Annotated in this window: 30 protein-coding genes and 1 tRNA gene; 29 read left to right on the top strand and 2 right to left on the bottom strand. The window is 64.1% G+C overall.

The window, feature by feature from the left end:
- Nucleotides 1–53: 53 nt before the first annotated feature.
- The 6 genes from AC3WLM_RS14410 to AC3WLM_RS14385 all read left to right on the top strand — a co-directional run bounded on the left by AC3WLM_RS14410 (nucleotide 54) and on the right by AC3WLM_RS14385 (nucleotide 2,635).
- On the top strand, nucleotides 54–593 hold the full coding sequence (locus tag AC3WLM_RS14410) for a crossover junction endodeoxyribonuclease RuvC (protein ID WP_492477725.1): 540 nt from the start codon (nucleotides 54–56) through the stop codon (nucleotides 591–593).
- Entirely contained in the window at nucleotides 590–859 is a 270-nt protein-coding gene (locus AC3WLM_RS14405; protein WP_492477724.1) for a DUF6378 domain-containing protein, read from the top strand. The genes AC3WLM_RS14410 and AC3WLM_RS14405 overlap by 4 nt, the downstream gene beginning before the upstream one ends.
- A complete protein-coding gene (locus AC3WLM_RS14400; protein ID WP_492477723.1) occupies nucleotides 843–1,442 on the top strand; it encodes a hypothetical protein in 600 nt (199 codons plus the stop codon). Before AC3WLM_RS14405 ends, AC3WLM_RS14400 begins: the two co-directional genes overlap by 17 nt.
- Nucleotides 1,443–1,597: 155 nt before the next feature.
- Nucleotides 1,598–1,864, top strand: a complete 267-nt coding sequence (locus tag AC3WLM_RS14395) for an HNH endonuclease (RefSeq protein WP_492477722.1) — start codon at nucleotides 1,598–1,600, stop codon at nucleotides 1,862–1,864.
- Nucleotides 1,865–2,051: 187 nt separating this feature from the next.
- Nucleotides 2,052–2,414 carry a hypothetical protein gene (locus AC3WLM_RS14390; RefSeq protein ID WP_492477721.1) on the top strand — a complete coding sequence of 121 codons (363 nt, stop codon included), beginning with the start codon at nucleotides 2,052–2,054 and terminating at the stop codon, nucleotides 2,412–2,414.
- A complete protein-coding gene (locus AC3WLM_RS14385) occupies nucleotides 2,411–2,635 on the top strand; it encodes a hypothetical protein (protein WP_252258636.1) in 225 nt (74 codons plus the stop codon). The genes AC3WLM_RS14390 and AC3WLM_RS14385 overlap by 4 nt, the downstream gene beginning before the upstream one ends.
- A gap of 1 nt (nucleotide 2,636) precedes the next feature.
- On the opposite strand, the gene AC3WLM_RS14380 is transcribed toward AC3WLM_RS14385, so the two are convergent.
- Nucleotides 2,637–2,713 (bottom strand) — tRNA-Ile (locus tag AC3WLM_RS14380).
- Nucleotides 2,714–2,806: 93 nt separating this feature from the next.
- On the opposite strand from AC3WLM_RS14380, the gene AC3WLM_RS14375 reads away from it, so the two are divergent.
- The 23 genes from AC3WLM_RS14375 to AC3WLM_RS14265 all read left to right on the top strand — a co-directional run bounded on the left by AC3WLM_RS14375 (nucleotide 2,807) and on the right by AC3WLM_RS14265 (nucleotide 22,063).
- Nucleotides 2,807–4,060: a site-specific DNA-methyltransferase gene (locus tag AC3WLM_RS14375; protein ID WP_492477720.1), complete on the top strand. Its 1,254-nt coding sequence runs from the start codon at nucleotides 2,807–2,809 to the stop codon at nucleotides 4,058–4,060.
- Nucleotides 4,057–4,539 carry a phage terminase small subunit P27 family gene (locus AC3WLM_RS14370; RefSeq protein ID WP_492477719.1) on the top strand — a complete coding sequence of 161 codons (483 nt, stop codon included), beginning with the start codon at nucleotides 4,057–4,059 and terminating at the stop codon, nucleotides 4,537–4,539. Before AC3WLM_RS14375 ends, AC3WLM_RS14370 begins: the two co-directional genes overlap by 4 nt.
- Complete coding sequence (locus tag AC3WLM_RS14365; protein WP_492477718.1) at nucleotides 4,469–6,292, top strand: terminase large subunit; 1,824 nt, start codon at nucleotides 4,469–4,471, stop codon at nucleotides 6,290–6,292. The genes AC3WLM_RS14370 and AC3WLM_RS14365 overlap by 71 nt, the downstream gene beginning before the upstream one ends.
- Nucleotides 6,289–7,536, top strand: coding sequence for a phage portal protein (locus AC3WLM_RS14360; RefSeq protein ID WP_492477717.1), 1,248 nt, complete (start codon nucleotides 6,289–6,291; stop codon nucleotides 7,534–7,536). Before AC3WLM_RS14365 ends, AC3WLM_RS14360 begins: the two co-directional genes overlap by 4 nt.
- Nucleotides 7,533–8,192: an HK97 family phage prohead protease gene (locus AC3WLM_RS14355; RefSeq protein WP_021245853.1), complete on the top strand. Its 660-nt coding sequence runs from the start codon at nucleotides 7,533–7,535 to the stop codon at nucleotides 8,190–8,192. The genes AC3WLM_RS14360 and AC3WLM_RS14355 overlap by 4 nt, the downstream gene beginning before the upstream one ends.
- Before the next feature lie 24 nt (nucleotides 8,193–8,216).
- Nucleotides 8,217–9,449, top strand: a complete 1,233-nt coding sequence (locus tag AC3WLM_RS14350) for a phage major capsid protein (protein WP_492477716.1) — start codon at nucleotides 8,217–8,219, stop codon at nucleotides 9,447–9,449.
- A 54-nt stretch (nucleotides 9,450–9,503) separates the two neighbouring features.
- Complete coding sequence (locus AC3WLM_RS14345) at nucleotides 9,504–9,704, top strand: hypothetical protein (RefSeq protein ID WP_492477715.1); 201 nt, start codon at nucleotides 9,504–9,506, stop codon at nucleotides 9,702–9,704.
- Nucleotides 9,704–10,246, top strand: coding sequence for a head-tail connector protein (locus AC3WLM_RS14340; protein WP_492478134.1), 543 nt, complete (start codon nucleotides 9,704–9,706; stop codon nucleotides 10,244–10,246). The genes AC3WLM_RS14345 and AC3WLM_RS14340 overlap by 1 nt, the downstream gene beginning before the upstream one ends.
- Entirely contained in the window at nucleotides 10,237–10,584 is a 348-nt protein-coding gene (locus AC3WLM_RS14335; RefSeq protein WP_492477714.1) for a phage head closure protein, read from the top strand. The genes AC3WLM_RS14340 and AC3WLM_RS14335 overlap by 10 nt, the downstream gene beginning before the upstream one ends.
- Complete coding sequence (locus AC3WLM_RS14330) at nucleotides 10,581–11,144, top strand: HK97-gp10 family putative phage morphogenesis protein (protein ID WP_492477713.1); 564 nt, start codon at nucleotides 10,581–10,583, stop codon at nucleotides 11,142–11,144. Before AC3WLM_RS14335 ends, AC3WLM_RS14330 begins: the two co-directional genes overlap by 4 nt.
- Nucleotides 11,141–11,560, top strand: coding sequence for a tail completion protein gp17 (gene gp17 / locus AC3WLM_RS14325; protein ID WP_492477712.1), 420 nt, complete (start codon nucleotides 11,141–11,143; stop codon nucleotides 11,558–11,560). Before AC3WLM_RS14330 ends, gp17 begins: the two co-directional genes overlap by 4 nt.
- Before the next feature lie 12 nt (nucleotides 11,561–11,572).
- Nucleotides 11,573–12,034, top strand: coding sequence for a hypothetical protein (locus tag AC3WLM_RS14320; protein ID WP_492477711.1), 462 nt, complete (start codon nucleotides 11,573–11,575; stop codon nucleotides 12,032–12,034).
- Between the two features lie 29 nt (nucleotides 12,035–12,063).
- Nucleotides 12,064–12,480: a hypothetical protein gene (locus tag AC3WLM_RS14315; protein WP_492477710.1), complete on the top strand. Its 417-nt coding sequence runs from the start codon at nucleotides 12,064–12,066 to the stop codon at nucleotides 12,478–12,480.
- Nucleotides 12,481–12,584: 104 nt separating this feature from the next.
- The gene (locus AC3WLM_RS14310; protein WP_492477709.1) at nucleotides 12,585–12,935 is read left to right on the top strand and encodes a hypothetical protein; all 351 of its coding nucleotides are present in this window, start codon (nucleotides 12,585–12,587) and stop codon (nucleotides 12,933–12,935) included.
- On the top strand, nucleotides 12,932–17,074 hold the full coding sequence (locus AC3WLM_RS14305; protein ID WP_492477708.1) for a phage tail length tape measure family protein: 4,143 nt from the start codon (nucleotides 12,932–12,934) through the stop codon (nucleotides 17,072–17,074). Before AC3WLM_RS14310 ends, AC3WLM_RS14305 begins: the two co-directional genes overlap by 4 nt.
- Nucleotides 17,071–17,964, top strand: a complete 894-nt coding sequence (locus AC3WLM_RS14300) for a hypothetical protein (protein WP_492477707.1) — start codon at nucleotides 17,071–17,073, stop codon at nucleotides 17,962–17,964. Before AC3WLM_RS14305 ends, AC3WLM_RS14300 begins: the two co-directional genes overlap by 4 nt.
- A 34-nt stretch (nucleotides 17,965–17,998) precedes the next feature.
- On the top strand, nucleotides 17,999–19,099 hold the full coding sequence (locus AC3WLM_RS14295) for a hypothetical protein (protein ID WP_492477706.1): 1,101 nt from the start codon (nucleotides 17,999–18,001) through the stop codon (nucleotides 19,097–19,099).
- Entirely contained in the window at nucleotides 19,099–20,007 is a 909-nt protein-coding gene (locus AC3WLM_RS14290) for a hypothetical protein (protein WP_492477705.1), read from the top strand. The genes AC3WLM_RS14295 and AC3WLM_RS14290 overlap by 1 nt, the downstream gene beginning before the upstream one ends.
- A 13-nt stretch (nucleotides 20,008–20,020) precedes the next feature.
- Complete coding sequence (locus AC3WLM_RS14285; protein ID WP_492477704.1) at nucleotides 20,021–20,602, top strand: hypothetical protein; 582 nt, start codon at nucleotides 20,021–20,023, stop codon at nucleotides 20,600–20,602.
- A complete protein-coding gene (locus AC3WLM_RS14280) occupies nucleotides 20,602–20,826 on the top strand; it encodes a DUF5320 domain-containing protein (protein WP_129926016.1) in 225 nt (74 codons plus the stop codon). Before AC3WLM_RS14285 ends, AC3WLM_RS14280 begins: the two co-directional genes overlap by 1 nt.
- 17 nt (nucleotides 20,827–20,843) lie before the next feature.
- Entirely contained in the window at nucleotides 20,844–21,380 is a 537-nt protein-coding gene (locus tag AC3WLM_RS14275; RefSeq protein WP_492477703.1) for a TIGR02594 family protein, read from the top strand.
- A 65-nt stretch (nucleotides 21,381–21,445) separates the two neighbouring features.
- The gene (locus AC3WLM_RS14270; protein ID WP_492477702.1) at nucleotides 21,446–21,640 is read left to right on the top strand and encodes a hypothetical protein; all 195 of its coding nucleotides are present in this window, start codon (nucleotides 21,446–21,448) and stop codon (nucleotides 21,638–21,640) included.
- 51 nt (nucleotides 21,641–21,691) lie between these two features.
- A complete protein-coding gene (locus tag AC3WLM_RS14265; RefSeq protein ID WP_492477701.1) occupies nucleotides 21,692–22,063 on the top strand; it encodes a hypothetical protein in 372 nt (123 codons plus the stop codon).
- A 90-nt stretch (nucleotides 22,064–22,153) separates the two neighbouring features.
- On the opposite strand, the gene AC3WLM_RS14260 is transcribed toward AC3WLM_RS14265, so the two are convergent.
- Complete coding sequence (locus AC3WLM_RS14260) at nucleotides 22,154–23,296, bottom strand: DUF4268 domain-containing protein (RefSeq protein WP_492477700.1); 1,143 nt, start codon at nucleotides 23,294–23,296, stop codon at nucleotides 22,154–22,156.
- Nucleotides 23,297–23,305: the final 9 nt, after the last annotated feature.

The raw sequence follows: 23,305 nt of genomic DNA, 5'->3' as shown, positions 1-23,305 counted from the left end.
CTTCACGGGCCTCATGCTTCGCCCCGACCGCCCCACACGAAGAGGAGGTCGTCATGACCCTGCCTGAAATGCAGGCCGTTGCCTGCCCCAATCCGGCTCAAGCCAACGTCGGCGGAACGATCCGTCGCGGAGCCATCCTTGCCCTCGATCTCGGCACCAGCACCGGCTGGGCGCTGACGACCGGCGACGACTTCATCACCAGCGGCACCGCGTCGTTCAAGCACACCCGCTTCGATGGCGGTGGGATGCGGTTCCTGCGCTTCCGCCGCTGGCTCGAGCAGCTTGATCTCGATGCTGGTCCGATTGAGGCGATCTACTTCGAAGAAGTCCGCCGCCACGCAGGGACCGACGCGGCCCATGTCTATGGCGGCCTGCTGGGCGTGCTGACCGCCTGGTGCGAGGAACACCTGGTCGCCTACCATGGCGTGCCCGTCGGCACGATCAAGCGGTTCATCACCGGCAAGGGCAATGCAGGCAAGGCGGCCGTGATCGCGGCGGTCCAGGCAAAGGGCTTTGCCCCGGCCGACGACAACGAAGCTGACGCCATCGCGATCCTGCTCTGGGCCATTGAGACCCGTGGAGGTGTCCGGTGAGCGCGGCTGGATTCCTGAAGCGCGTGGCGCAGGTGCTGGAAGATCGCGGTGCTTCCTACGGCGATCCCAAGACCCAGATGGAGGCGATCGCCCGGCGCTGGTCGATCACCCTCGGCACGCCTGTCACCGCCCAGCAGGTGGCGCTGTGCATGATCGACCTGAAACTGGCGCGGCTCGCCCACGATCCAAACTATGCCGACGGTCCGATCGATGTGATCGGCTATGCGGCGCTCATTCCGGAGATCATCCGTGGCTCGCGGTCGTAAGCGCAAGGCGGGCCGCCGCCATCCCTGCGGCAAGCTGGTGCAGCCGGGCAAAGCCGAGACCCTGCGCGAAGTGACGGCGACAGTGCTGGACGCCCGCCAGCGTCAGTACGGCGTCACCGCTCGGCAGGCCAAGGACGAGCGTCTGGGTTCGGCGATCGGGCGGCTGGCATTCGCCGGCAAGATTACGGCAGAGCAATTGGCAGCGGCCGAGCTCTATGGTGACCTGATGGCCCGCAACCGGGCGGTCATGGGGCTGCCGCCCATCCACCCGCATTCGGCCAGCGGTCTGCTTCTCGACGAAGGGATTTTCGGTCGCAGTCTCACGGAGTACGATCCGGACTACGTCGAGAAGATCCGCAAGCGGGCAGCGGCGGCAATCCTGATGCTGCGGACTGCTGACCACGATGGCATCGCCGCGACCGGTCGGCGACCGAGCATGCTTGTCCATGCGGTGGTCTGCTACGAGGTGGATGCCGCAGGCTGGGGAGATGCGGACTTGCGTAATCTGGCGCACGGGCTCGAAGCACTGGTCATCCTTTTCGGTATCAAGAGCGACAGTTCGCTGCCAGTATTGTCCGCCTAGCTGTTGACTTAACAAACTGTGATTCAACGATAAAAATACAATTCATCATTGACGGGAGCATTGCTCTCATGTAGATGTTTCCGAAATATAGAGATGCGAGTTGCGCCCGGGGGTCGAAAGACTTTCCGGGCGTTTCTCGTTGCAGGCGTTGTGCGATGGCTGAACGACTTCGGGGACGCCAAGCAGTTGCGCAGCGCCTGCGTCGATTAAAGGCTGAACCCCTCTGCCGCGATTGCGCCTCCGCCGGGATTGTCCGCGAGGCGACCGTACCTGATCATATCGTGCCGCTAGCCCGTGGCGGATCGGACGAGGACAGCAATATCCGCTGCCTCTGCGCCGAGTGCCACGCCAAGCGGACTGCCGAACAATTCGGCCAGCGCAGGACGGTCGCCGTGGGGCCTGACGGGTGGCCGATCGGGTGACCAGGCCGGGGGGGCGGTTCGAAAGTCTGGGGCTCTGGCGGGGGAAACCGCGCTTGGCCCAAACTTCACGCAACCGCGAAACTCGAACCGGGGGTCAGAAACCAGAAAGTCGATGTTTTCCATCGAATTGACTGGATAGTCGCCGCGATAAGAGCGGTAGTCGCTTCACGAACACGGAGCGATGCAGATGACCAACTCGACCCTGCCAACTGCCAACCAAGCCTGGGGCTTCTACGGCACCAGCAGCGCATTCGCCGATGCCGATGCAGCCTGGGCCATTGCCTTCCCGGCGATTACCAAGGTCACGGTGGGCAGCGCGGAAGGGGTGCGGGATTTCCTCGACAGCCGCCACGGCCGACACTTCGCCGACGATGTGCACAACGGCATTCACACCGGGCTTGGCCTTGAAAGGGCCATCGACGCCGCCATCACCCGCTGGATGGGCTGGAAGATCGACCGCAACACTGCGCGGGAACATGGCATTCCAAAGGGCCTGCCTTACCTGACCGGCTTTGTCGGCCTTTACGAGATCATGGCAGACGCAGAATGAGCGCGGGCATCACCAGCACCATCCGCCTTGCGATCCGCACGCTGCCCGAGAACTTCGACCGCAGCCGGATCATCGCGGTGATCGAGACGATCGAACAGGAACTCTACGAGGGCGGCGTTTACGCCAGCGCGACCGCAGACAGCATGACGATCGAGATCACGGTCCAGACCGACCAGTTGCTCGACGCAGCGAAGGTGCTGAGCGAGCTCGAACTTATTTGATTGGTGGGCCCGGCAGGACTTGAACCCGCGACCTAGCCGTTATGAGCGGCCAGCTCTAACCAACTGAGCTACAGGCCCCACCTCCAACGCCCATAGCGGCTTTCCAACATCGCAAACAAGTGCCGCAAGCCCTTCCGGGCTCCTGCGGCCGAACCCGTTTCAAGGACATCTATGGATCAGAACTGGCCGGCCCAGAGCAGCGAGCTCTGGCCGATAGAGAAGATCACGCCCTATGCGCGCAACTCCCGCACGCACTCGGACGAACAGGTCGCACAGATTGCCGCCTCGATCCGCGAGTGGGGCTGGACCAACCCGATCCTCGTTGATGAGGACGGTGGACTTCTCGCGGGGCACGGACGTTTGGCGGCTGCCCGCAAGCTGGGCCTGACCCAGATCCCGACCATGGTCGCCAAGGGCTGGAGCGAAGCCCAGAAGAAGGCCTATGTCATCGCCGACAACAAGCTGGCGTTAAATGCCGGCTGGGACCTTGAGCTCTTGGCCGTCGAACTTGGCGATCTGCAGGGGTTTGACTTCGACCTGATGCTGACCGGCTTCTCGGACGACGAGCTCTCGAAGCTGCTGGCCGAAAAGACCGAAGGTAACACCGACCCGAACGAAATCCCGGAAGCGCCGATTGATCCGGTCGCCAAGCCCGGCGACGTTTGGCTGCTGGGGAAGCACCGGCTGGTCTGCGGCGACAGCACCGACGCCGACACCGTCGCCAAGGCGCTGAACGGGGTCTCACCCCACCTGATGGTCACCGATCCACCCTACGGCGTGGAATATGATCCGGCCTGGCGCGAAAAGGCCGGCGTTGCCGCTTCAGGCACTGCCAAGGGCAAGGTGCTGAACGACGACAAGGCCGACTGGCGAGAAGCCTGGGCGCTGTTTCCGGGAGACGTCGCCTATGTCTGGCATGCTGGACTCTATGCCGGTGTAGTGGGCGACAGCCTGGCTGCCTGCGATCTGATGCTTCGCTCCCAGATCATCTGGGACAAGGGTCAGCTCGTGCTCTCGCGCGGCGACTACCATTGGGAGCATGAGCCCTGCTGGTATGCCGTGAAGAAGGGCGCGAAGGGTCACTGGGCCGGTGACCGCAAGCAGACCACCGTCTGGCATATCGCCAAGCCCAAGAAGAACGAGACGGGTCATGGGACCCAGAAGCCGGTCGAGTGCATGAAGCGCCCGATTGAGAACAATTCCAGCCCGGGCCAGGCGGTCTACGAGCCGTTTTCCGGTTCGGGCACCACGATCATCGCCGGCGAAATGACCGGCCGCGTTGTCCACGCCATCGAGCTGAATCCCGCTTACATCGATGTTGCCGTGAAGCGCTGGCAGGATTTTACGGGCAAAGCTGCGACCCTCGAGGGTGACGGCCGGACCTTTGACGAGATTGCAGGCGGGAGAATAGCTGAGGCTGCATGATTACCGGCAGGAAGCCGAAGCCCACGCAGTTGAAGCTTGTGACCTCCAACCCCGGCAAACGGCAGGTCAACCGCAAGGAGGCAAAGGCCAAAGCAGCCATCCCGGCACCGCCAGCCCATCTCAATACAGACGCGGTTGAGGAATGGAACCGGGTGGCGACCGAGCTCTACAACCTCGGGATCCTCTCCGAGATCGATCGGGCAGCGCTCGCCGCTTACGCCATGGCCTATGGCCGCTGGGTCCAGGCCGAACGCGCGATCGCGAAGATGGCCGAGAAGGACCAGCTGACTGGCGGCCTCATGATCAAGACATCGAACGGCAACGCGATCCAGAACCCGCTGGTGGGCACCGCCAACAAGGCGGCGGCGGACATGATGCGTTACGCCGCAGAATTCGGGATGACGCCGAGTGCCAGGAGCAGGATCGCGGCCCAGCCGCCAGAAGAAGGCGCGGACCCCGCCGACCGCTTCTTCGCCTGACCGGACGCTGGCCTATGCCAAGGCGGTGGTCGCGGGCGAGATCGTGGCCGGACCGCATGTCCGCAATGCCTGCAAACGGCACATTGCGGATCTGAAGCGCAAGGACGGCATCTGGTTCGACCAGGATGCTGCCAATCATGCCTTTGCCTTTTTCGAGGAGGTACTGAAGCTTTCCGAAGGCCAGTTCGAGGGCGAGCCCTTCGAGCTCCAGCCCAGCCAGGCGTTCATCGTCGGCTCGTTGTTCGGCTGGAAGCGCAAGGACGGCCGCCGCCGGTTCCGCCGGGCCTATATCGAACAAGGCAAGGGCAACGGGAAGTCACCGGTCGCGGGCGGTATTGGTATTTATGGGATGACCGCCTGCCAGGAAGCTGGCGCCCAGATCTATGCGGCGGCGGCCAAGAAGGAGCAGGCCAACATCCTGTTCCGAGATGCGGTGCGGATGGTGCGGCAATCACCCGCGCTGGCACGGCGGTTGGAGTTCTCGGGTGGACCGGGACGCGAGTTCAACATCGCGCATTTGGCATCGGGCAGTTTCTTTCGCCCGGTGTCGCGCGATACCGGCAAGACCGGCTCTGGCCCGCGGCCATACTTTGTGCTGGCGGATGAGGTCCACGAGCTTCCCGATCGCTCGATCATCGAGATGCTGGAGCGCGGCTTCAAGTTCCGCCGCGACCCGCTGCTGTTCATGATCACGAACTCCGGCTCTGACCGCAATTCGGTCGCATGGGAGGAACACGAACACGCGATCCGCGTCGCGGCCGGTAATCCCGATGCGGTGACTGACCCGACCTTTTTGGGACAGGTCATCGATGACACGACGTTCAGCTACGTCTGCGCACTCGACGAAGGCGACGATCCGCTGACCGATCCCAGTTGCTGGATCAAGGCCAATCCGCTGCTGGGCATCACGATCTCCGAGCAATACCTCTCGGAGGTTGTGGCGCAGGCCAAAGCCATCCCGGGGCAATTGAACGGCATACTGCGGCTGCACTTCTGCGTTTGGACGGATGCCGAGACCGCCTGGATGGCCCGAGCCACGCTGGAACCGCTGCTTGCAGAGTTCAACCCTAAGGCCGGACAATCCGTCTGGCTCGGCCTCGACCTCAGCCAGAACCGCGATTTGACCGCACTCGCCGCTGTCCAGCGCAATGGAGAGAAGGACGGTAAACCCTGCTTTGATGCCTGGGTCGAAGTCTGGACTCCCGGCGATACGCTTGCCGCGCGGGTGCTGCGCGACAAGCAGCCCTACGACCTCTGGGTTGCAGACGGATTTCTGAATGCGCCGGCCGGCGAGAACATCAGCTTTCGCCATGTGGCGCAGGCACTGGCTGAGATGGCCTCGGACTACCGGGTCGAGGCGGTCGCCTATGACCGTTACGCCTTCCGGCGCTTCGAGGAGGAGGTCGCCGAACTCGGGCTCGACCTTACCTTTGTCGAACATCCGCAGGGCGGCACCAAGCGGGCGCGGCCTGTGGATGGATCTGTGGAAGGTCTGTGGATGCCGGGCTCGCTTCGGCACCTGGAAGAACTGATCCTCGAGGGCCGCATCCGGCTCAAACGCAATCCGGTTCTCATCTCGGCAATGATGTCGGCGGTCACAGAGACCGACCGCTGGGACAACAAGTGGCTCTCCAAGCAGCGGGCCATCAACAAGATCGACGCAGCGGTCGCGCTGTGCATGGCAGTGGGGGCAGCAATGGCAGGCGATACCTCTGGCACCATCGATGACTGGCTGAAGAGCCTTGCGACATGAACCTGCTGCAAAAGGCGCTGGGCTACATCGCGCGCTCTATCGGCCTTACTGACCCACGGCTGGTACAGGCAGCAGGTGGCCGCACCACCACGACTGGTGAACTGGTTTCAACCAGCTCGGTGCTGGGGCTCGCCTCGGCATGGGCTTGCGTCAATCTGCTGGCCGGCACGATCGCCTCGCTTCCGCTGATGGTCTACCGGACCAAAGGCGGAGCCAGGACGGTCGCAACCGACCATCCGCTCTACCGGATCCTGCACGATAGCCCGAATGCCGACCAGACCGCGGTCGACTTCTGGGAATTCATCTGCGCATCGATTGAACTCAGCGGCAATGCCTATGCCGAGATCATCCGTGGCAGCAATGGCCGGGTGGTCGCTCTCAGTGTTCCCATCGCCCCGGAGCTCATGACGGTTCGCCGCCTGCGCGACGGCAGCCTCGAATATGAGTGGTCCGACAATGGGGTCCGGTCCATCGTCGGCCAGGACAATATGCTGCATATTCGGGGCTTCGGCGGCAACCCGCTGGGCGGTCTTTCGACCCTCAGCTTCGGACGCCAGACTTTCGGATTGGCGCAGGCGATCGAGCGAGCCTCGGGCGACACCTTCCGCAATGGGGTCCGGCCATCAGGACTTCTGAAGACTGCCGACACCCTGACCCTCGACCAGCGCAAACAGGCCGAGGAGCTGCTGCAGGAGAAATTTGCCGGCGCGATCAACGCCGGACGGCCGATGCTGCTCGATCGAGGCATGGACTGGGTCCAGCTCTCGATCAGCCCGGAAGATGCGCAGATGCTCCAGAGTCGGGCCTTCTCGGTCGAGGAGGTCTGCCGGTTCTTTGGCGTGCCGCCGTTCATGGTCGGACATACCGAAAAGACCACCAGCTGGGGCACGGGCCTCGAACAGCAGACCCTCGGTTTCCAGAAGTTCACGTTGCGCAGGCGTTTGAAGCGCATCGAACAGGCGCTGGCCAAGCAGTTGCTCTCGCCAACTGACCGGCAAGCTGGGCTCGTGATCGAATTCAACCTGGAAGGCCTGCTGCGCGGCGACAGTGCGGCGCGCGCGTCGTTCTACCAGCAGATGCTGACCAACGGCGTGATGACCATCAACGAGGTCCGCGCGCTTGAAAACCTTCCGCCGGTCGAAGGCGGCGATGTCCCCCGCATGCAGATGCAGAACGTGCCCATCAGCCAGGCAGGATTGCTGCCGCTTGCCCAAGCGAATGCCCCATCGGAGCCCTCTAAATGAAACATCTCACCCTGACCCTCAAATCCAGTGACCTTCAGGATACCGGGCAGTTCGAGGGCTACGCCTCGACCTTTGGCAATGTCGACCAGGGCGGCGATCTCATCGAACCGGGCGCTTTCCGGGAGAGCGTCGCCAAGGCCCGCGCTGAAGGCTGGGGCATCCCAATGCTCTGGCAGCACGACCAGCGCGAACCGATCGGCGTATGGCGCGACATCTTCGAAGATGACCGCGGCCTGTTCGTGCGCGGGCAGCTGATCCTCGACGGCGATCCGGTTGCCCAGCGTGCCTATGGCAAGCTGAAGCACGGCGCGCTCGGCGGCCTCTCAATCGGCTACACAATCCCCAAGGGCGGTGCCGCACCCGATCCCTACAAGGCCGGCGTCCTGCGCCTCAAGAAGATCGATCTTCGCGAGATCAGCCTCGTCACCATGCCCATGAATACCGAGGCCAAGGTGACGGCGGTCAAGACAGTCACCGACGGGCAGACGATGCCGTCGCTCTCCGATTTTGAGAATTTCCTGCGCGAGGCAGGGTTCTCGAAAAGCCAGGCCACCGCAATCGCGGGCAAAGGCCTCAAATCGCTGCTCCGGAGTGAGTCCGGCAGTGAGTCCAACACCGACTTTCTGTCGGCTCTTGCCGCGCAAATCCGCGGCTGAACCCACCTCCTACGGAGCAATCCCATGACCGAGACCAAGAGCGCCGATCAGTTGGCGCAAGAAGTGAAGGCTGCGTTCGATACGCGCCATGACCAAGTAAAAGCCATCGCTGAAGAGGCGCTGGGCAAGGCTGCCAAGGGTGAAGAGCTCTCGGCCGCGACCAAGCAACTGGCCGACGAGGCGCTGACCGCGCTGAATGAAGCCAAGGCCCGCCTCGACGAGGTCGAGCAGAAGCTCGCCCGCAAGAAGCAGGATGACGAACGCTCCGACTATCGCACCATCGGTGAACGCGTCGTTTCGTCCGACACCATCAAGCCGTTCCTGAACAGCAAGACCGCCCGCGGCCGCGCCAGTGTCGAGGTCAAGGCGATCGTCTCTGCCCTTACGACCGATGCCAATGGCTCGGCCGGCGACCTCATCGTACCCGATCGTCAGCCGGGGATTATCACCCCTGGCCAGCGCCGCCTGACGGTCCGCGACCTGCTGACCCCAGGCCGCACCAACAGCAATGCCGTCCAGTATGTGAAGGAAACCGGCTTCACGAATGCAGCGGCCACCGTTTCGGAAACGGCCGGCGCCACCAAGCCGCAGACCGACATCAAGTTCGATGTCGTGACCAGCAGCGTTACCACGATCGCCCACTGGGTCCTGGCCACCCGCCAGATCCTCGACGACGTGCCGATGTTGCAATCCTACATCGACGGCCGCCTGACCTATGGCCTGGCGCTCGTTGAAGAGAACCAGCTGTTGAACGGCGGCGGCACCGGCACCGACCTGCATGGCGTCTACACCCAGGCGACCGCCTTTGCGCCGCCGATCACGATCCCGGCACCTGTCACCCGCATCGATGTCCTGCGCATCGCCATGCTGCAGACGGCTCTTTCCGAGCTGATGTCGACGGGCGTCGTGCTGCATCCGTCGGACTGGGCTGCGATCGAACTGCTCAAGGACACCACCGGCCAGTTCATCATCGGTAATCCGCAAGGCAACCTGTCGCCGACGCTGTGGGGGCAGCCAGTGGTGGCAACGCAGTCGATGGCGACGGGCAAGTTCCTGACCGGCGCCTTCCAGCTCGGCGCGCAGATCTTCGACCGCATGGACGCCATGGTCGAGATCTCGACCGAGGACGACCAGAACTTCCGCAAGAACCTGGTGACGGTCCTGGCCGAAGAGCGCCTCGCGCTCGCGGTCTACCGCCCGGAGGCTTTCGTGAAGGGCGACTTCGCGGCTGCTGCCACCGCGGCAACGGCTGCGTGATGATGCAGGGGTCGGCTCGTTCCGGCCCCTGTCATCCACCGAAAGGGATGATCCATGATCCTCAAAGCCCTTGATACCCTGCACATCAGCTCAGTCAGTTCCAGCAACCTGCTGGCCGGCCAGACCTTCGAGCTGGATGACCACTTTGGCCGCCAGCTGATCGAGCAGGGGCTGGCAGTTGAAGTTATATCCGACGAACCAGCGCCTGCTGTTACGCGCAAGGCGAGCTCAACCCCTCGCACCAAGGTCGCGTGATGACCGGGATCGTCACGCTGGTGCCCCCACAGGACCGGGCCGTGACGGTCGAGGAAGCACGCCAGCAGCTGCGTCTCGACGCCCATGACGAGGACATGCTGCTGGCCGTCCACCTCGATGCAGCCCAAGCTGAGCTCGAGCGGCTCACGGATCTACGGCTATGCCCGCAGACGCTCGCCATGGGGCTGGAGGCCTGGCCCGATGAAATCACCGTACCCGTCCGTCCAGTGACCATCGCGGCCATTACCTACACCGACAACGCCGGCACCACGATCACCTTGCCCGAGGCCGACTACGTTGCCCGCACACGTCACGGGTTCATGCGTATCCGCCCCGCTGTCGGCGCATCATGGCCCCCGCTTGCGCCCGATGGGCAGATCACCATTACCCTGTCCGCCGGTTTTGCCGACGGCCACCCGGATCTGGCGATCGCCCGGGCCGCGATCCTCGTGAAGACCGCCTCTCTGTTCGAAAACCGCGAGGGGGCGACCTGTCTCGCCTTCGACACCCTCGTCAATCAGCTGGCCGCGCGATGGGTCTAGCTTCCCGGCTCGACACCCGGATCCGGATCGAGCGCAAATCCGTCACCTCTGACCCTTTGTATGGCACCGAAACCGTCACCTGGACCGAGTTCGCCACTGTCTGGGCCGAGGTCCAGGACGTGTTGCCCAGCCGGGCCGAACGCCTGGCCAACAGCATTGTCATCGCCAACCGCCCCGCGCGGATCCGCATGCGCCATCTCGCCGGGATCACCCCGGACATGCGCATGATCATCGGCAATCGGACCCTCCAGATCGTGTCGGGACCGGCGGAAATCGGCCGCCGCGAAGGTATCGAGCTCATTGTCGAACAACATAGCAGCGAAGGAGCCGCGCCATGACGATCCGGCTCAAGGGCGGCCCTGAACTGCTGCGCCTGCTCGACGAACTGCCCAAGAACCTCGAGCGCAACGTCATCCGCGGCGGGCTGCGCGCCGGGGCCAAGGTTATCCAGCAGCAGGCCAAGGCCAATGTCCCGGTGAAAACCGGCCAACTCAAACGGGCGATCGGCATCGGTACCCGCACCAATGGCAGTCGGCTCAGTTCGTACGTCAAGCTGCGCGGGTCCGGCTCCTATCTTGGCCTGTTCATCGAATACGGCGTCGCGCCGCACCTGATCTCGGTCGCCGATGCGGATCGGCCGGTGCGCAATACCCGTCGTGGCTCCCGCAAGATCAGCATCGGCACGATCAACAAGATGGTGAAACGCGGCAGCCTGAAGATCGGCGAACATTTTGTCGGCCCGATGGTCATGCACCCGGGGCACGCTCCCAAACCTTTCCTGCGCCCCGCGCTCGACCAGAAAGCGGAAGAAGCCGTCAACGCCATGGGGGCCTACATCGCCAACCGCGTCCAGATCGGGAACCTGAAGGCACCTGCGCTTGAGGTCGATGACGAATGAACGGGGTGATTGCGGTCCGCGGTCTCCTGTTGGCTGACACCGGAGTGACCGCACTAGTCCCTGCGGTGCGGATTGTCGCTGGAATGCTGCCGCAGGGTACCTCGCTCCCGGCGATCTCGCTCATGTCGGTCAGCAGCACCGACCGCAATATCGCCGCGCCCGGCCCGAAACGCAGGGTGACCGAGCGGGTGCAGGTGACGGTGCTGGCTGCCAGCTATCCGGCCGCCAAGGCCATTATCCGCGCGGTCCGGGCGGCCGCCGCCGATCGTATGCCCGCAATCGACGGGCTCACCGACGTGACCGTCCACACTGACTCCACCGGGCCTGATTTCCTCGACGAGGAGACCGGCATCCACATGCAGACGCAGGATTTTCGCGTCTCATTCAACGAGGCGCGGCTAGCCTCACCTTCATAAGGACAAGCTAATATGACCGTTCGGACTTCCGCCGGCACCACGTTGAAGGTGTCGGCCTCTACCCCCGCGACCTTCGATCCCACCGGCTACAATGCGCTGACCATGACGCTGGTCGGCGAGGTGTCGGACCTCGGCGAGTTCGGCCGGGAGTACAATCTCGTCACCTTCAACCCTGTCGGCAGCCGCGGTGTCGTCAAGAAGAAGGGCAGCTTCAACCAGGGCACGATGACCATCCAGATGGGCCTCGATACCGACGATGCCGGTCAGATCCTGCTGAAATCCGCATCGACCTCGGACAGCGACCACAGCTTCCTCGTGACCACCCAGAACGGCGACAAGTACTATTTCCAGGCCCAGGTCATGAGCTTCAAGGTCAATGTCGGCTCGGTTGACCAGATCACCACGGCCAGCGTCACCCTCGAACTCACCACGAACTCCGCAGGTGTCGGCGTGGTTGAAGTTCTCGCGCCTTGATCCCTGACATTTTCTGACGGAGACCATTCATGTTCGACATTACCAAGCTCGCCGCCACCGAAACCTCGACCGTGGAACTTGTCGGCGGGGATGACGCGCCGCTGCATGACGCAGACGGCAACCGCCTCTCGATCACGGTGTATGGCCCGGGCACGCGGATCTACCAGCGCGCCCAGGCCCGCCAGCAGAACCTGCTGGTCGACAAGATCAAGAAGCGCGGGAAAATGGACCAGACGGCCGAGGAAAAGCTCGCCGAACAGGCCGAGTTTCTCGCTGCCTGCACCGTCAGCTTCAACCATTTCACCTATCCGCCGGCCGAAGGGCTGGAAGGCGCAGCCCTGTTCCGCAAGGCCTACGAGGACCCCTCGATCGGCTTCATCGCCGCGCAGGTCGCGGCCCACATCAATGACTGGGCAAATTTTACGACCAGCTCGGCCGCGAGCTGAGCCTCTACGTCCGGCAGCTGGCCTGGCTCGGCACCGCGCCGAAGCCGCGCCAGTCCGGCGGCAAGACTGCTGACGATCCCGACCCGCAGACCCGGCTCCAGCGCATGACGGCGGACGGCATCGCCCCTGACATGCCGCCGGTCCGGGCCCCATGGATCATCGACACCCTGATGGACATTGGTCCCAGCGAGCCGGGGGCCATGGGGCCGGTGCCGCTGTCGTGGGCGACCATCGTCCATTGGCAGTCGTGCATGGGCGTTGACCTTGCACCCTGGCTCTGCCGGCTGCTCCGCCGGCTGTCCATCGAGTTCGTCACCGAAAGCCAGAATGCCAGGGAACCCGATTGCCCAGCGCCCTGGACCGACATTGCCGAAGGTCACAACCGCACCACCATTTCCCGGAAAGTCTCCCAGGCCTTCCGGGCGCTGATCATGCCGAAGGAGGATGCCCCATGAAAGCCGGCACCCTCGAGATCGAGATGATCACCAACATCGCGCGCCTCCAGAAGGAGATGGCGGACATGAAGCGGGCCGTTGGCGGCACGATGAACGACATCGTGGCGACCGCCGGCCGGGCAGACCGGGCGATGGAGCGGGTCGGCACAGGCGGCATGACCCGCATGGGCGGTTCTGCAAAGCTTGCCGGCCACCATGTCCAGAACCTGATCTACCAGGTCAACGACATGGTCGTGAGCCTCGCCTCGGGCCAGAAGCCAATGACCGTGTTCATGCAGCAGGGCTCGCAGATCGGGCAGATCGCGATGCAGGCCGGTGTCGGCATCGGCGGCATGGCCCGGGCGTTGCTGGGGCTCGCTGCCAGTGCGGCAGCCGCGGCGCTCACCAATCCCTATCTGCTGGCCGCAGCAGCGGCGGCCGGGATCGCCTTCGGGGCATTCAATCTGTTCCAGTCGAGCGTGAAGCAGTCGGGCGAACTCGACCGCTATGCCCAGAGCCTTGGCCTCACTGCCAAGGAGATGGAGAAGCTGGGACCGGTCGGGATCACGGCCGGCGACGTCATGCGCGGGCTGTGGCGCACGATCAGTGATGGCCTGAATCTCGGCCCCGTCTTTTCCAGCCTCAAGGACTGGGCCGTCTGGGCTTTCCAGAAGGTGCTCGAGGTCGGCAAGATCAGCATCGCGGTGATCTATGCCGGTTGGGTCGGCGGGTTCGGCGCGATCCGCACCGTCTGGCAGGCGCTCCCCGGCGTGATCGGCGAGGCCACCGTTGGGGCTGCAAACCTGGCCATCAGCGGGATCGAGTATCTCGCCAACAAGGCCATCGCCGCGCTCAACTGGCTGGCAAGCTGGGTCAACCCGGTGCTCGATCGGGTAGGTCTTGCGACCATCAACAGACTCGAGACGGTTGCCCTGCCGCGCATGGAAAACAGCTTTGCCGGCTCAACCGCCCGCATGGCGGCCACGGTGCGCGACGAGTTCACCTCGGCCTTTGGCGACGCCATGACCATGATGGATGCGTTCTCAGCCCAGTGGCGCGAAAACACCCTCCAGGCCGCGCGCGATCGGCTCGCCGCCGACGCTGCCGGGATCCGCGCTGATCGTTCGGACCGGGCGGGCCGCACTGGGGCCGGCCGCAACAGCCGCGAGGAAAGCGAAGCCGAACGCGCGCTGCAGGCAGCGCAGGAGTTCGCCGCCAACCTCGCGCTGGAAACCGCCAAGATCGGCAAGACCCCGATCGAGATCAAGCGGATGGAAGTCGCCATGGCGGCGCTGAAAGCCCCGACCGACGCAGCGCGCGTCGCCATTCTCGAAGCCGGCGAAGCCTGGGAACAGGCCACCCGCGCCTTCGCGACCTCGGAGTTCCTGCGCCAGACGGTTGCTCCGCTCGAACTGCAGGTCTCGCTGCTCGGCCAATCGGCCCGCGCGCAGGCCCTGGCCAACCTCGAGGCCGAGCGCGAGCAGATCATCCTGGAACGCGGCGTTGAGGCCTGGGAACGCTATCGCGCCGCGCGCACCCAGCTGATCGAGCATGATTTCGGCCTGAAGGAACAGGAGCAGTATCTCGATACGCTCCAGGAAATGGCGGGCCAGACCCAGACCGCTGCGCAGGGCATGGCCGAAGCCTTCGGCAGTGTCGGTGGCGCGATCGGGGCGGTTGCGGCCGAGTTTGCCCGCTATGCTGCCGACCAGGAAGCCGCCACCCGGCGCATGGCCGAGGCCGAGCGCGAATACGGCCGTGCCTCGTTCCAGTATGCCGCAGCCCGGACGGCCCAGGCATCCGCCGAGATCAATCATTATGGCAATCTCGCCGGCGCCGCGAAGGGCTTCTTCAAGGCGGGCTCGAAGGGATTCCAGGCGCTGGAAGCGGCCGAGAAGGCCTTCCGCGCCTATGAACTGGCCGTCGCCATCAAGAACGCCGCGGTGAAGATCGGGCTGATCGGCGCGCAGACGACTGCCAAGGTCGCCTCCGACACCGCCATGGCCGCGTCCGATACGGCGCGCGCGGGTGTCGAACAGGGCAACTCGATCATCACCACCGGCATCAAGGCGGTCGAGGCGGTGGTGAACGCCATCCGTTCGCTGCCTTTCCCGCTCAACATTGCGGCCGGTGCGGTCACGGCCGGGGTCATTGCCTCGCTTGGTGTCGCGATCGGCGGAGCCTTTGGCGGCGGTGGACCCAAACCTGAAGCCGCCAATGAGGGCGCCGGCACAGTGTTCGGCGATGCGGAAGCGAAGTCCGAGAGCATCGCCAGGGCCATCGACCACCTGCGCGAGATCGACACGCTGACCATGCGCTATTCAGCCGCCATGCTGGCTTCGCTGCGCAGCATCGAGGCCAATATCGGCGGGCTCACCAATCTCATCATCCGCACCAATGGCGCCGAGGATCTCGCTGCCGGCGTGCAGACCGGGTTCAAGCCCACCGGCGTCACCGCCATCCTGGGCGGGGCCATGCAGAAGGTTGGCTCGGTCCTCGACAAGATCCCGGTGATCGGTGGCATCTTGGGCGGTGTCGTGGGCGCGATCGGCAAGCTGATCGGTTCACTGTTCGGCACCAAGACCAGCGTTGTCGGCCAGGGCATTTATGGCGGCGCCCAGTCGCTCGGCGGCATCATGTCCGGCGGGTTCCAGGGGCAGTATTACACCGACATCCAGAAAAAGAAGAAGTTCCTCGGGATCACGACCAGCACCCGCTACAGCACGCAATATTCCGAGGCGAGCGCAGAGCTCGAGCGACAGTTCTCGCTGATCTTCACCGGCTTCTACGACGCCATCTCGGCCGCTGCCGGCCCGCTCGGCTTGTCGCTCGACGAGGTCCAGGCCCGGCTCGACAGCTTCGTCATCAACATCGGCAAGATCGACCTCAAGGGTCTGACCGGCGCGCAGATCCAGGAGAAGCTGGCTGCGGTGTTCGGCGCAGCGGCGGATAATCTCGCCCGCTATGCCATTGCCGGTCTCGACCAGTTCCAGAAGGTCGGCGAAGGCTACTTCGAGACGCTGATCCGGGTCGCCTCGAGCGTTGAGGCGGTCACCAGCGCCATGACCATGCTGGGCCGGTCTACCAACCTGACGATCGCGGCCTCGATGGATCTGGTCGAGCTGTTCGGCACGGTCAGCGACATGACCGCGGCAACCGGCGAATATTTCTCGCTCTATTACACCGGCACCGAACAGGCTGCCGCGCGCACGGCGCAGATGACCAGGGCGCTGGCCAGCATGGGTCTCGCCATGCCCGACAGCATTGCGGGCTTCCGGGCGCTGGTCGAAGCGCAGGACCTCTCCACCGAGGCTGGGCGGGCGGCCTATGTCGCCCTGATCCAGCTGGCCCCGGCGTTCGCGGACCTGGTGGGCGCAGCCCAGGATGCGGCCAGCGCGGCCGCCATTGCCGACGAACGCGCGTCGCTCGAGCGCCGCCTGCTGGAACTTCAGGGCGATACCGCGGCGTTGCGGGCGCTCGACCTTGCCCAGCTCGACGCCTCCAACCGGGCGCTGCAGCAGCAGATCTGGGCGCTCGAAGACCAGCGGCAGGCGGCCGACGCGGCAGCCAGTGCCGCCGAGAAGCTGCGCTCGGCCTGGGCGGCGATCACCGACGCGCTGATTGCCGAGATCGAGCGGATCCGCGGCGTCATGGGTACGAAGGCCGGCAGCTATGCCGAGGCGCTGGCGAAGTTCAACAATGCCTCGATGCTGGCCCGCGGCGGTGACCAGGAAGCCGCCAAGGCACTGCCGGGTCTCAGCCAGGCGCTGCTGTCGCAGGCTGCCGAAACCGCCCGCTCGTCCGAGGATCTTGCGCGCCTGCAGGGCCTGACGGCCGCCAGTCTGGAACAGACGCTGGCGATCATCACCCAGGCCGCCAGTAGCGGCACGGCCCCCGATGCAGGCGCGGCCGCATCCAGCGCGCCCGGCTGGTGGGAGCAGTTCGCCGCCAACCAGATGGGCACGGCGACCATTCCGGCCAACGACGGCCAGACGGCGCTGCTAGATGAAGTGCGGGCACTGCGGCAGGAAGTGGCGGACCTGCGCGGAGAACAGCGCATTGCCTCGGCCACGATCGCCTCGGGCACCACCAAGACGGCGCGGATCCTCGAGCGGGTGACTCCGGATGGCGACGCCCTGTCTACGAGGACTGCGGCATGAAACTGCTGCGGCCCGTCACGATCACCGATGCCATGCTGACCAGCAGCACCGTGGCCGAGAACGATCATCCGGCATGGAATGCTGGCACCGCCTATGTGACCGGCAACCGGGTGATCCTCGCCTCGACCCATCGGCGCTACGAGGCGTTGGCGGCGTCGACCGGGGTCAACCCGGCGAGCGATCCGACCAAGTGGCTCGACCTCGGCCCGACCAACCGCTGGGCCATGTTCGATGCGCGGGTCGGCACGGCAACGACGCGTGCCAGCACGCTCCAGACCGTGCTGGCGCCGGGTGCCATTGATGCCGTGGCGCTGATCGACACCGATGCGGAAAGTGCCACTGTTACGCTGACCGTCGATGGGGTGACCAATTACACCAGCACGCAGAGCTTCAACCTCGGCGGCAATGCCATCGACAACTGGTTCTCGTGGTTCTTCGAGCCGATCGGCCGCAAGTCGAGCCTGCTGTTCCTCGATGTGCCGGTCTACGCCAATGGCGTGGTGTCGGTGACCATCACCCGGGACAATCCCGCCGACACCGTCTCCTGCGGCACGCTGCTGGTCGGCCGCCAGTTCTCGATCGGCGAGACCGAGCACGGGGCCGACATCGGCATCATCGATTACAGCCGGAAGGAGGCCGACCAGTTCGGCGTCATCTCGGTGGTAGAGCGCGCCTTTGCCAAGCGCATGACCGCCCGGGTCGTCATGCAGACCGATGCGGTCGATGATGTCCACCGCAACCTTGCGAGCCTGCGCGCCACCCCGGTTCTGTGGATCGGGTCCGAGAACTTCGAGAGCCTGACCGTCTACGGCTTCTACAAGGAGTTCTCGATCGACCTTGCCTACCCGACCGTCAGCTATTGCAGCCTCACCATCGAGGGTCTGACCTGACCGTCCTGGCCTAAAACCTCCCGAGGGACCTCCCATGCCCATTACTGCCCTCCCAACGCCGCCGTCCCGGACGGATGCGGCGAACTTCAACGTGCGCGCCGAAGCCTTCCTCGGCGCACTGCCGACCTTTGTCACGCAGGCCAATGCGCTCGCCACCGAGACCAACGGCTACGCCGCCGATGCAGCGGCCAGCGCTGCCACCGCCATCAACGCGCCCGGCACCAGCGCGACCAGCACGACCAGCCTTGCCATTGGCACCGGCTCGAAGTCTCTGACGGTCCAGACCGGCAAGGCCTTCGTTATCGGCCAATGGGTGACGATCACCAGCACGGCGTCGCCAGCCAACTGGATGCACGGGCAGATCACGGCCTACACCAGCGGGACCGGCGCGCTGGTTGTCAATGTCGGCATGACCGGCGGTAGCGGCACGATCGCCGCCTGGACCGTGGCGCTGGCCGCGCCATCGCAGGGCACCAATGCGCTCTTGGCCACCGGCAGCTATGCGGATCCCAGTTGGCTGACTTCATTGGCGGGCTCGAAGATCACCGGCATTGTCGCAGTGGTCAACGGCGGGACCGGCGCATCGGATGCAGCCACGGCGCGGACGAACCTTGGTCTCGTTATCGGCACGGACGTGCAGGCCTACAACGTGACGCTCACCTCCTGGGCCGGGAAAGCTGTGCCTTCGGGCGTGGTGGTCGGCACCACCGATGCGCAGACGCTTACCAACAAGACGCTGACCAGCCCGACGATCAATGGCGGCACCTTCAATGCCGCCTCGACCGTCAGCGACAGCGGCACGATTGCGACCGGGAGCGTCGGTTTCCGGGGCGTTCCCCAGAACAGCAGGACCGCTGCCTATACCCTGGCGCTGACCGACAATGGCAAGCACATCAGCATCACCACCGGCGGGGTCGTCATCCCGGCCAATGGCTCGGTCGCGTTCCCGATCGGCGCGACGATCGCCATCTACAACGACAGCGCCACCGCCCAGACCATTTCGATTACCACCGACACGCTGCGCCAGGCTGGCACCGCCAATACCGGCAGCCGGACGCTCGACGGCTACGGGCTGGCGACCCTGGTCAAGGTCGCCGCCACGACCTGGGTGATCACCGGGGCGGGCCTCAACTGATGGCCGGGGTACTCATGACCCTGCTGGGTACCGGCAGCGGCGGCCTGCAGGTCGCGCTGCCGGTCAGCTATTATGCGTGGGGCGACAAGTACAGCGCGGGCGAGCAGTACGGTGCCGACGGCGGCTACTTCAGCTACCTTTCCGGCGGCAACTTCACGCCAGCCACCTGGCAGGGGCGCACCATCCGCGCGCTGGTTCACAGCTACGACTTCTACGCCAGCACTTCGACCACGCTGATCGGCATCGACGGCTACAATGCCACGCCGATCCCGCAGCGCCTGCGCATCAACGGCACGAACTTCACCCTGGGTGCCGGCTCGGTCGCCTGGCTCACCAACGTGACCGGGATCACTTTCAGCCCATCGCCGACCAACAACATCAACTGGACCTCACATGGCCTCGCGGTGGGTGACCCGGTCCAGTTCTATTGCACCGGCGGCATGCCCAGCGGGATCACGGCGTTCACGATATACTTCGTCCAGTCGGTGGTGAGCGCCAGCGCTTTCAAGATCGCGGCCACCCCGGGCGGCGCGGCGATCAGCTTCACCGGTTCCGGATCCGGCACCCGCTACGGCTACAAGAACCCTATCACGTCCTACCAGGCTTTCGGTGCGCTGAGCGGCAACCCGTTCGCCAGCGTGCTTCCTCGCACGGCGACCATCACCATTGCCAGTCCGGCAACGGTCACCGCTGCCGGGCACGGGCTCACCAACGGCAAGCGGGTTCAGTTCACGACCAGCGGGGCTCTGCCGACCGGGATCCTCGCCAACACGACCTACTTCGTCATCAACGCCGCGACCGACACCTTCAACCTCTCTGCCACGCAGGGCGGCGCCGCGATCGGCACCTCGGGCGGCCAGTCAGGCACGCATACGATGCGAGAAGTCGTGCCGGTCACGGTCAGCTAGGAGGAAAACTGAGATGCAGGCAGATCGCCGGCCGACGGTCACCGACGAGGTGATCGCCATCAACGACGACCTCGACATCAACTACGGGGTGTTCAAAAACGGGTTCACCTTTCGCCGGGCAGCCAATTCCTGGCGGCTCTGGCCGATGCTCGAGTTCGTGCCGCCGAGGCTCAACACTACCATCGCCGAAATGGTCGATGCCGGCGTCTCCTGGACGCTGTGCGAGCATGTGTCGGTCGCAATCAACGGATGGGCAGATTACGTGTTCGAGGGGCCCAAGGGGCCGATTACCCAGCGCTGGACACCTGGCTGCCACAATGTCGAGAATGGCGGAGGCTATCTGCCGGCCGGCGAGTTCACCCGGCGCTTCCATGACGATTTCACGCTGTGCTGCGTGGTGCAGAAGTTCCGTCGGACGCCCGGTGTGCAGTACCACTTCGAGGTGGTGACCGGACCGGCCGAGCTCGATCGCGAGGCCCTGTTCGCCCATTACGCCACCGGTGTGCGGCAGAAGCAGACGGACTTCGATCTGCCGGCCGGGCAAGCCCTCGATGTGGCTGCCGGCGAATTCGCCATCATCGGGAGGCTGCGCTGATGGCCCCCAATCCTGATCGCGATCCGGCTGTGGAAATTGCCCTGATCCGGGCTGATCTCGAGGCCATGCAGGAAGACCTGAAGGCCGTCCGCAAGGAACTGAAGGACCTGCTTGAGGCCTGGAATACCGCAACCGGCATGGTCCGGTTCGTGAAGTGGCTGTCGACCTTCGCGACCGCGCTCGCCGTCCTCTACGCCACCGTCAAGGGCCTGTCCGGCCGCTAACTTCCCGGGAGACATCCATGAAACCGCTGCCACCGGCCTATGGCTGGATCGATGACCTGCGTCCGCTGCCCCGGATGCTGGAAGAGGCTCGCAAGCTCTACGGCACCTTCGAGGTGGCGGGGCCTGCCGACAATCCCGTGATCCTCGGCTGGGCGAAGGAAACGGGCCTCGCGACGGTTTACAATGACGACGCCATTCCATGGTGCGGGCTGTTCATGGCCGTGGTTGCCAAGCGCGCCGGCAAGCCGGTCGTCGAGGGGCCCCTCTGGGCGCGCAACTGGGCGAAGTTCGGGAAGGCCGCCGACCGGGCCCAGCTGGGCGACATCCTGGTGTTCCGCCGCGCGCAGGGATCCGGCCATGTCGGGCTCTATGTTGGCGAGGACTACGGTGCCTTTCACGTGCTGGGCGGCAACCAGTCCGACGGCGTGACCATCACCCGGATCGCACGGGACCGCTGCATTGCCATTCGCCGGCCAGCCTACCGCAGGGCGCCCGCTACCGCGAAGCCGGTCCAACTGGCGGCCAACGGCGTCCTGTCCGCCAACGAGGCCTGACCGGCCACCACCATCACCAACCCGTCCGCCCGCGATTCCCGCGGGCTTTTTTATGGAGAAACGACATGGAAGAAATGAAACCCTGGTGGGCGTCCAAGGCCATCTGGACCGGCATCATCGGCAGCCTGTGGGGCGTCGCTGCGGCACTCGGCATCTTGCCCGAGGGGCTGACGCAGGCGGACGTCCTGACCGTGATGCTGGCGCTGACCGGTATCGGCAGCGTAGTGTTTCGGAAGACGGCGAAGGCGCGGATCGGCTGATGAAAGCACAGGGTGGCAGACAATGGCTGGCCATTATGGCACCCTGTTCTTATGGATCGCGAGGATGAAAAGCGCATTGCCGCCATGATGGCGAAGACTCTGGCGATGATGTGTGTCCGCAACACCGGCCTTGAAACCCTTCATGCGGGCATCGTTCCTGTCACCCATGCCGGTGACTATTCCGACGTCCGCGTCATCGATGCCGACGGCCGTGAGATCAACTGGAACGACGTTTCCCATCTCGACGATGATCAGATGCGCGACTTGATGCGCGAGATCGTGAACCGGCTCTACACGTTCCACATCTTGATCGACGATCCAGATTTCAGGAACAGCGTCGATCGCTGGGCAAAGGTTTCAGACCGATGGGACGAGCCGGACGAGGACATCGAGTTCTTTCGGCGTTTGGCGGAGGAAGATTGACTTCCGCTGACGTCCTGATCGCGGTGTTGGCCTCGCGGTTGCCGCATCGGCCCGCGCCATTTGCTCGGGCATTGGCCCAGGGTCTGTTTATTAGGGGGTTGTTTCACCCACCCGCTTACGCAGCTGCTGGTTTAAGGACGCAAGTGGGGCTCGGAACGCCGTTTCAAGTTTGCGAACGTGCTCGGAGAGCCAAGAGATCATCTCTGGCCAGCTTTCCTCGCTATACCCATCAAAGGCTTTTGCAAACACAATCCGGCAGGCTTTTTTGGCGTCCATCCTTCGCCAATCGAACTGAGCTCCGAACTCGGCTTCAATCTTGTCCTTTTGCGCGAACAGCTTGTCAAAGAGCCACTTGTTTTCATCGGCTTCCGAACGGCTCAGATTAAGTTCGACGCGTGCTTCATCCTTGGAGAAAATCATCGTGTATGGGCAGCTTGAGAGGCCCGATCCTGCGTTCAGCCAGTGGTCGCGTGACGGGCTGATATTACGAAAAATATCCACTCCATCAGCTCTCAACTGCTCCAAGGCGGCTTCCCAGAAGGATAGGCGCAACTGATGGCGCTTCTTTTGGGTGTCTTGGGCCACCTTTTCATCGTTATCCTTGGACGACATGCCGATCATGAAATCTGCAGCCTCCGGAGTCGGAATGATCTGCTGCACATCAAGGATTAGCTCGTCACCAAAGGCATAAGGGGTGACCTTGAAGCACTGGGCGCGGATGCCGCGGCTGAGCAGCCAGAGGACGGTGCTTGTCACTTCTCTGCGGAAATTCGCAGCGATGAAGATCATCCGCTGGTCATTGCCGGGGTTCAGCACAATCTCGCTGAGGTCCTCCACTTCCAGGAATTCGCAAAGTCTGTTCACCGCGTGACCACCCCCGCAGTAGCGGTCGAGGTATTGCTGATAAATATCGACAATCTGAGTTTTGTTGAGCCCGGAAACATAGGCGGTGTATTTCAGCGCCTGCCAGGTTACGTCCCGGCCGCTGTCATCCAGCTTGTTCTCTATCACGACCAGATTGCCATCCTTGTCGAGAGCAAGAAGGTCCAGCCGTTCGCGGGTTTCATCGAACCCATCGAATTCTTTCTGAATGATCAGCAACTCTTCGCCAAGGGCGTCAGGCTGGTTTGCCAGCCACTCCTGCAAATGGTCTCGTTCACGCAGCTGCAGGTCAGCAAACCGCTTCTGGACGAGGCGCGCGAGGCGATTTTGGCTTAGATCGATGCGGAACATTCGGAACCT

This window comes from Novosphingobium sp. FW305-C-30-35 (assembly GCF_058783135.1).
The sequence above is the reverse complement of the archived record's forward strand: the minus strand, read 5'-3'. Positions and strand labels throughout refer to the sequence as shown.

Excerpts from the sequence above, each read along its gene's own strand:
- AC3WLM_RS14410 (WP_492477725.1), top strand. The coding sequence starts at position 54 with ATGACCCTGCCTGAAATGCAGGCCGTTGCCTGCCCCAATCCGGCTCAA.
- AC3WLM_RS14395 (WP_492477722.1), top strand. The coding sequence starts at position 1,598 with ATGGCTGAACGACTTCGGGGACGCCAAGCAGTTGCGCAGCGCCTGCGT.
- AC3WLM_RS14390 (WP_492477721.1), top strand. The coding sequence starts at position 2,052 with ATGACCAACTCGACCCTGCCAACTGCCAACCAAGCCTGGGGCTTCTAC.
- AC3WLM_RS14385 (WP_252258636.1), top strand. The coding sequence starts at position 2,411 with ATGAGCGCGGGCATCACCAGCACCATCCGCCTTGCGATCCGCACGCTG.
- AC3WLM_RS14375 (WP_492477720.1), top strand. The coding sequence starts at position 2,807 with ATGGATCAGAACTGGCCGGCCCAGAGCAGCGAGCTCTGGCCGATAGAG.
- AC3WLM_RS14370 (WP_492477719.1), top strand. The coding sequence starts at position 4,057 with ATGATTACCGGCAGGAAGCCGAAGCCCACGCAGTTGAAGCTTGTGACC.
- AC3WLM_RS14360 (WP_492477717.1), top strand. The coding sequence starts at position 6,289 with ATGAACCTGCTGCAAAAGGCGCTGGGCTACATCGCGCGCTCTATCGGC.
- AC3WLM_RS14355 (WP_021245853.1), top strand. The coding sequence starts at position 7,533 with ATGAAACATCTCACCCTGACCCTCAAATCCAGTGACCTTCAGGATACC.
- AC3WLM_RS14350 (WP_492477716.1), top strand. The coding sequence starts at position 8,217 with ATGACCGAGACCAAGAGCGCCGATCAGTTGGCGCAAGAAGTGAAGGCT.
- AC3WLM_RS14345 (WP_492477715.1), top strand. The coding sequence starts at position 9,504 with ATGATCCTCAAAGCCCTTGATACCCTGCACATCAGCTCAGTCAGTTCC.
- AC3WLM_RS14340 (WP_492478134.1), top strand. The coding sequence starts at position 9,704 with ATGACCGGGATCGTCACGCTGGTGCCCCCACAGGACCGGGCCGTGACG.
- AC3WLM_RS14335 (WP_492477714.1), top strand. The coding sequence starts at position 10,237 with ATGGGTCTAGCTTCCCGGCTCGACACCCGGATCCGGATCGAGCGCAAA.
- AC3WLM_RS14330 (WP_492477713.1), top strand. The coding sequence starts at position 10,581 with ATGACGATCCGGCTCAAGGGCGGCCCTGAACTGCTGCGCCTGCTCGAC.
- gp17 (WP_492477712.1), top strand. The coding sequence starts at position 11,141 with ATGAACGGGGTGATTGCGGTCCGCGGTCTCCTGTTGGCTGACACCGGA.
- AC3WLM_RS14320 (WP_492477711.1), top strand. The coding sequence starts at position 11,573 with ATGACCGTTCGGACTTCCGCCGGCACCACGTTGAAGGTGTCGGCCTCT.
- AC3WLM_RS14315 (WP_492477710.1), top strand. The coding sequence starts at position 12,064 with ATGTTCGACATTACCAAGCTCGCCGCCACCGAAACCTCGACCGTGGAA.
- AC3WLM_RS14310 (WP_492477709.1), top strand. The coding sequence starts at position 12,585 with ATGACGGCGGACGGCATCGCCCCTGACATGCCGCCGGTCCGGGCCCCA.
- AC3WLM_RS14305 (WP_492477708.1), top strand. The coding sequence starts at position 12,932 with ATGAAAGCCGGCACCCTCGAGATCGAGATGATCACCAACATCGCGCGC.
- AC3WLM_RS14300 (WP_492477707.1), top strand. The coding sequence starts at position 17,071 with ATGAAACTGCTGCGGCCCGTCACGATCACCGATGCCATGCTGACCAGC.
- AC3WLM_RS14295 (WP_492477706.1), top strand. The coding sequence starts at position 17,999 with ATGCCCATTACTGCCCTCCCAACGCCGCCGTCCCGGACGGATGCGGCG.
- AC3WLM_RS14290 (WP_492477705.1), top strand. The coding sequence starts at position 19,099 with ATGGCCGGGGTACTCATGACCCTGCTGGGTACCGGCAGCGGCGGCCTG.
- AC3WLM_RS14285 (WP_492477704.1), top strand. The coding sequence starts at position 20,021 with ATGCAGGCAGATCGCCGGCCGACGGTCACCGACGAGGTGATCGCCATC.
- AC3WLM_RS14280 (WP_129926016.1), top strand. The coding sequence starts at position 20,602 with ATGGCCCCCAATCCTGATCGCGATCCGGCTGTGGAAATTGCCCTGATC.
- AC3WLM_RS14275 (WP_492477703.1), top strand. The coding sequence starts at position 20,844 with ATGAAACCGCTGCCACCGGCCTATGGCTGGATCGATGACCTGCGTCCG.
- AC3WLM_RS14270 (WP_492477702.1), top strand. The coding sequence starts at position 21,446 with ATGGAAGAAATGAAACCCTGGTGGGCGTCCAAGGCCATCTGGACCGGC.
- AC3WLM_RS14265 (WP_492477701.1), top strand. The coding sequence starts at position 21,692 with ATGGATCGCGAGGATGAAAAGCGCATTGCCGCCATGATGGCGAAGACT.
- AC3WLM_RS14260 (WP_492477700.1), bottom strand. The coding sequence starts at position 23,296 with ATGTTCCGCATCGATCTAAGCCAAAATCGCCTCGCGCGCCTCGTCCAG.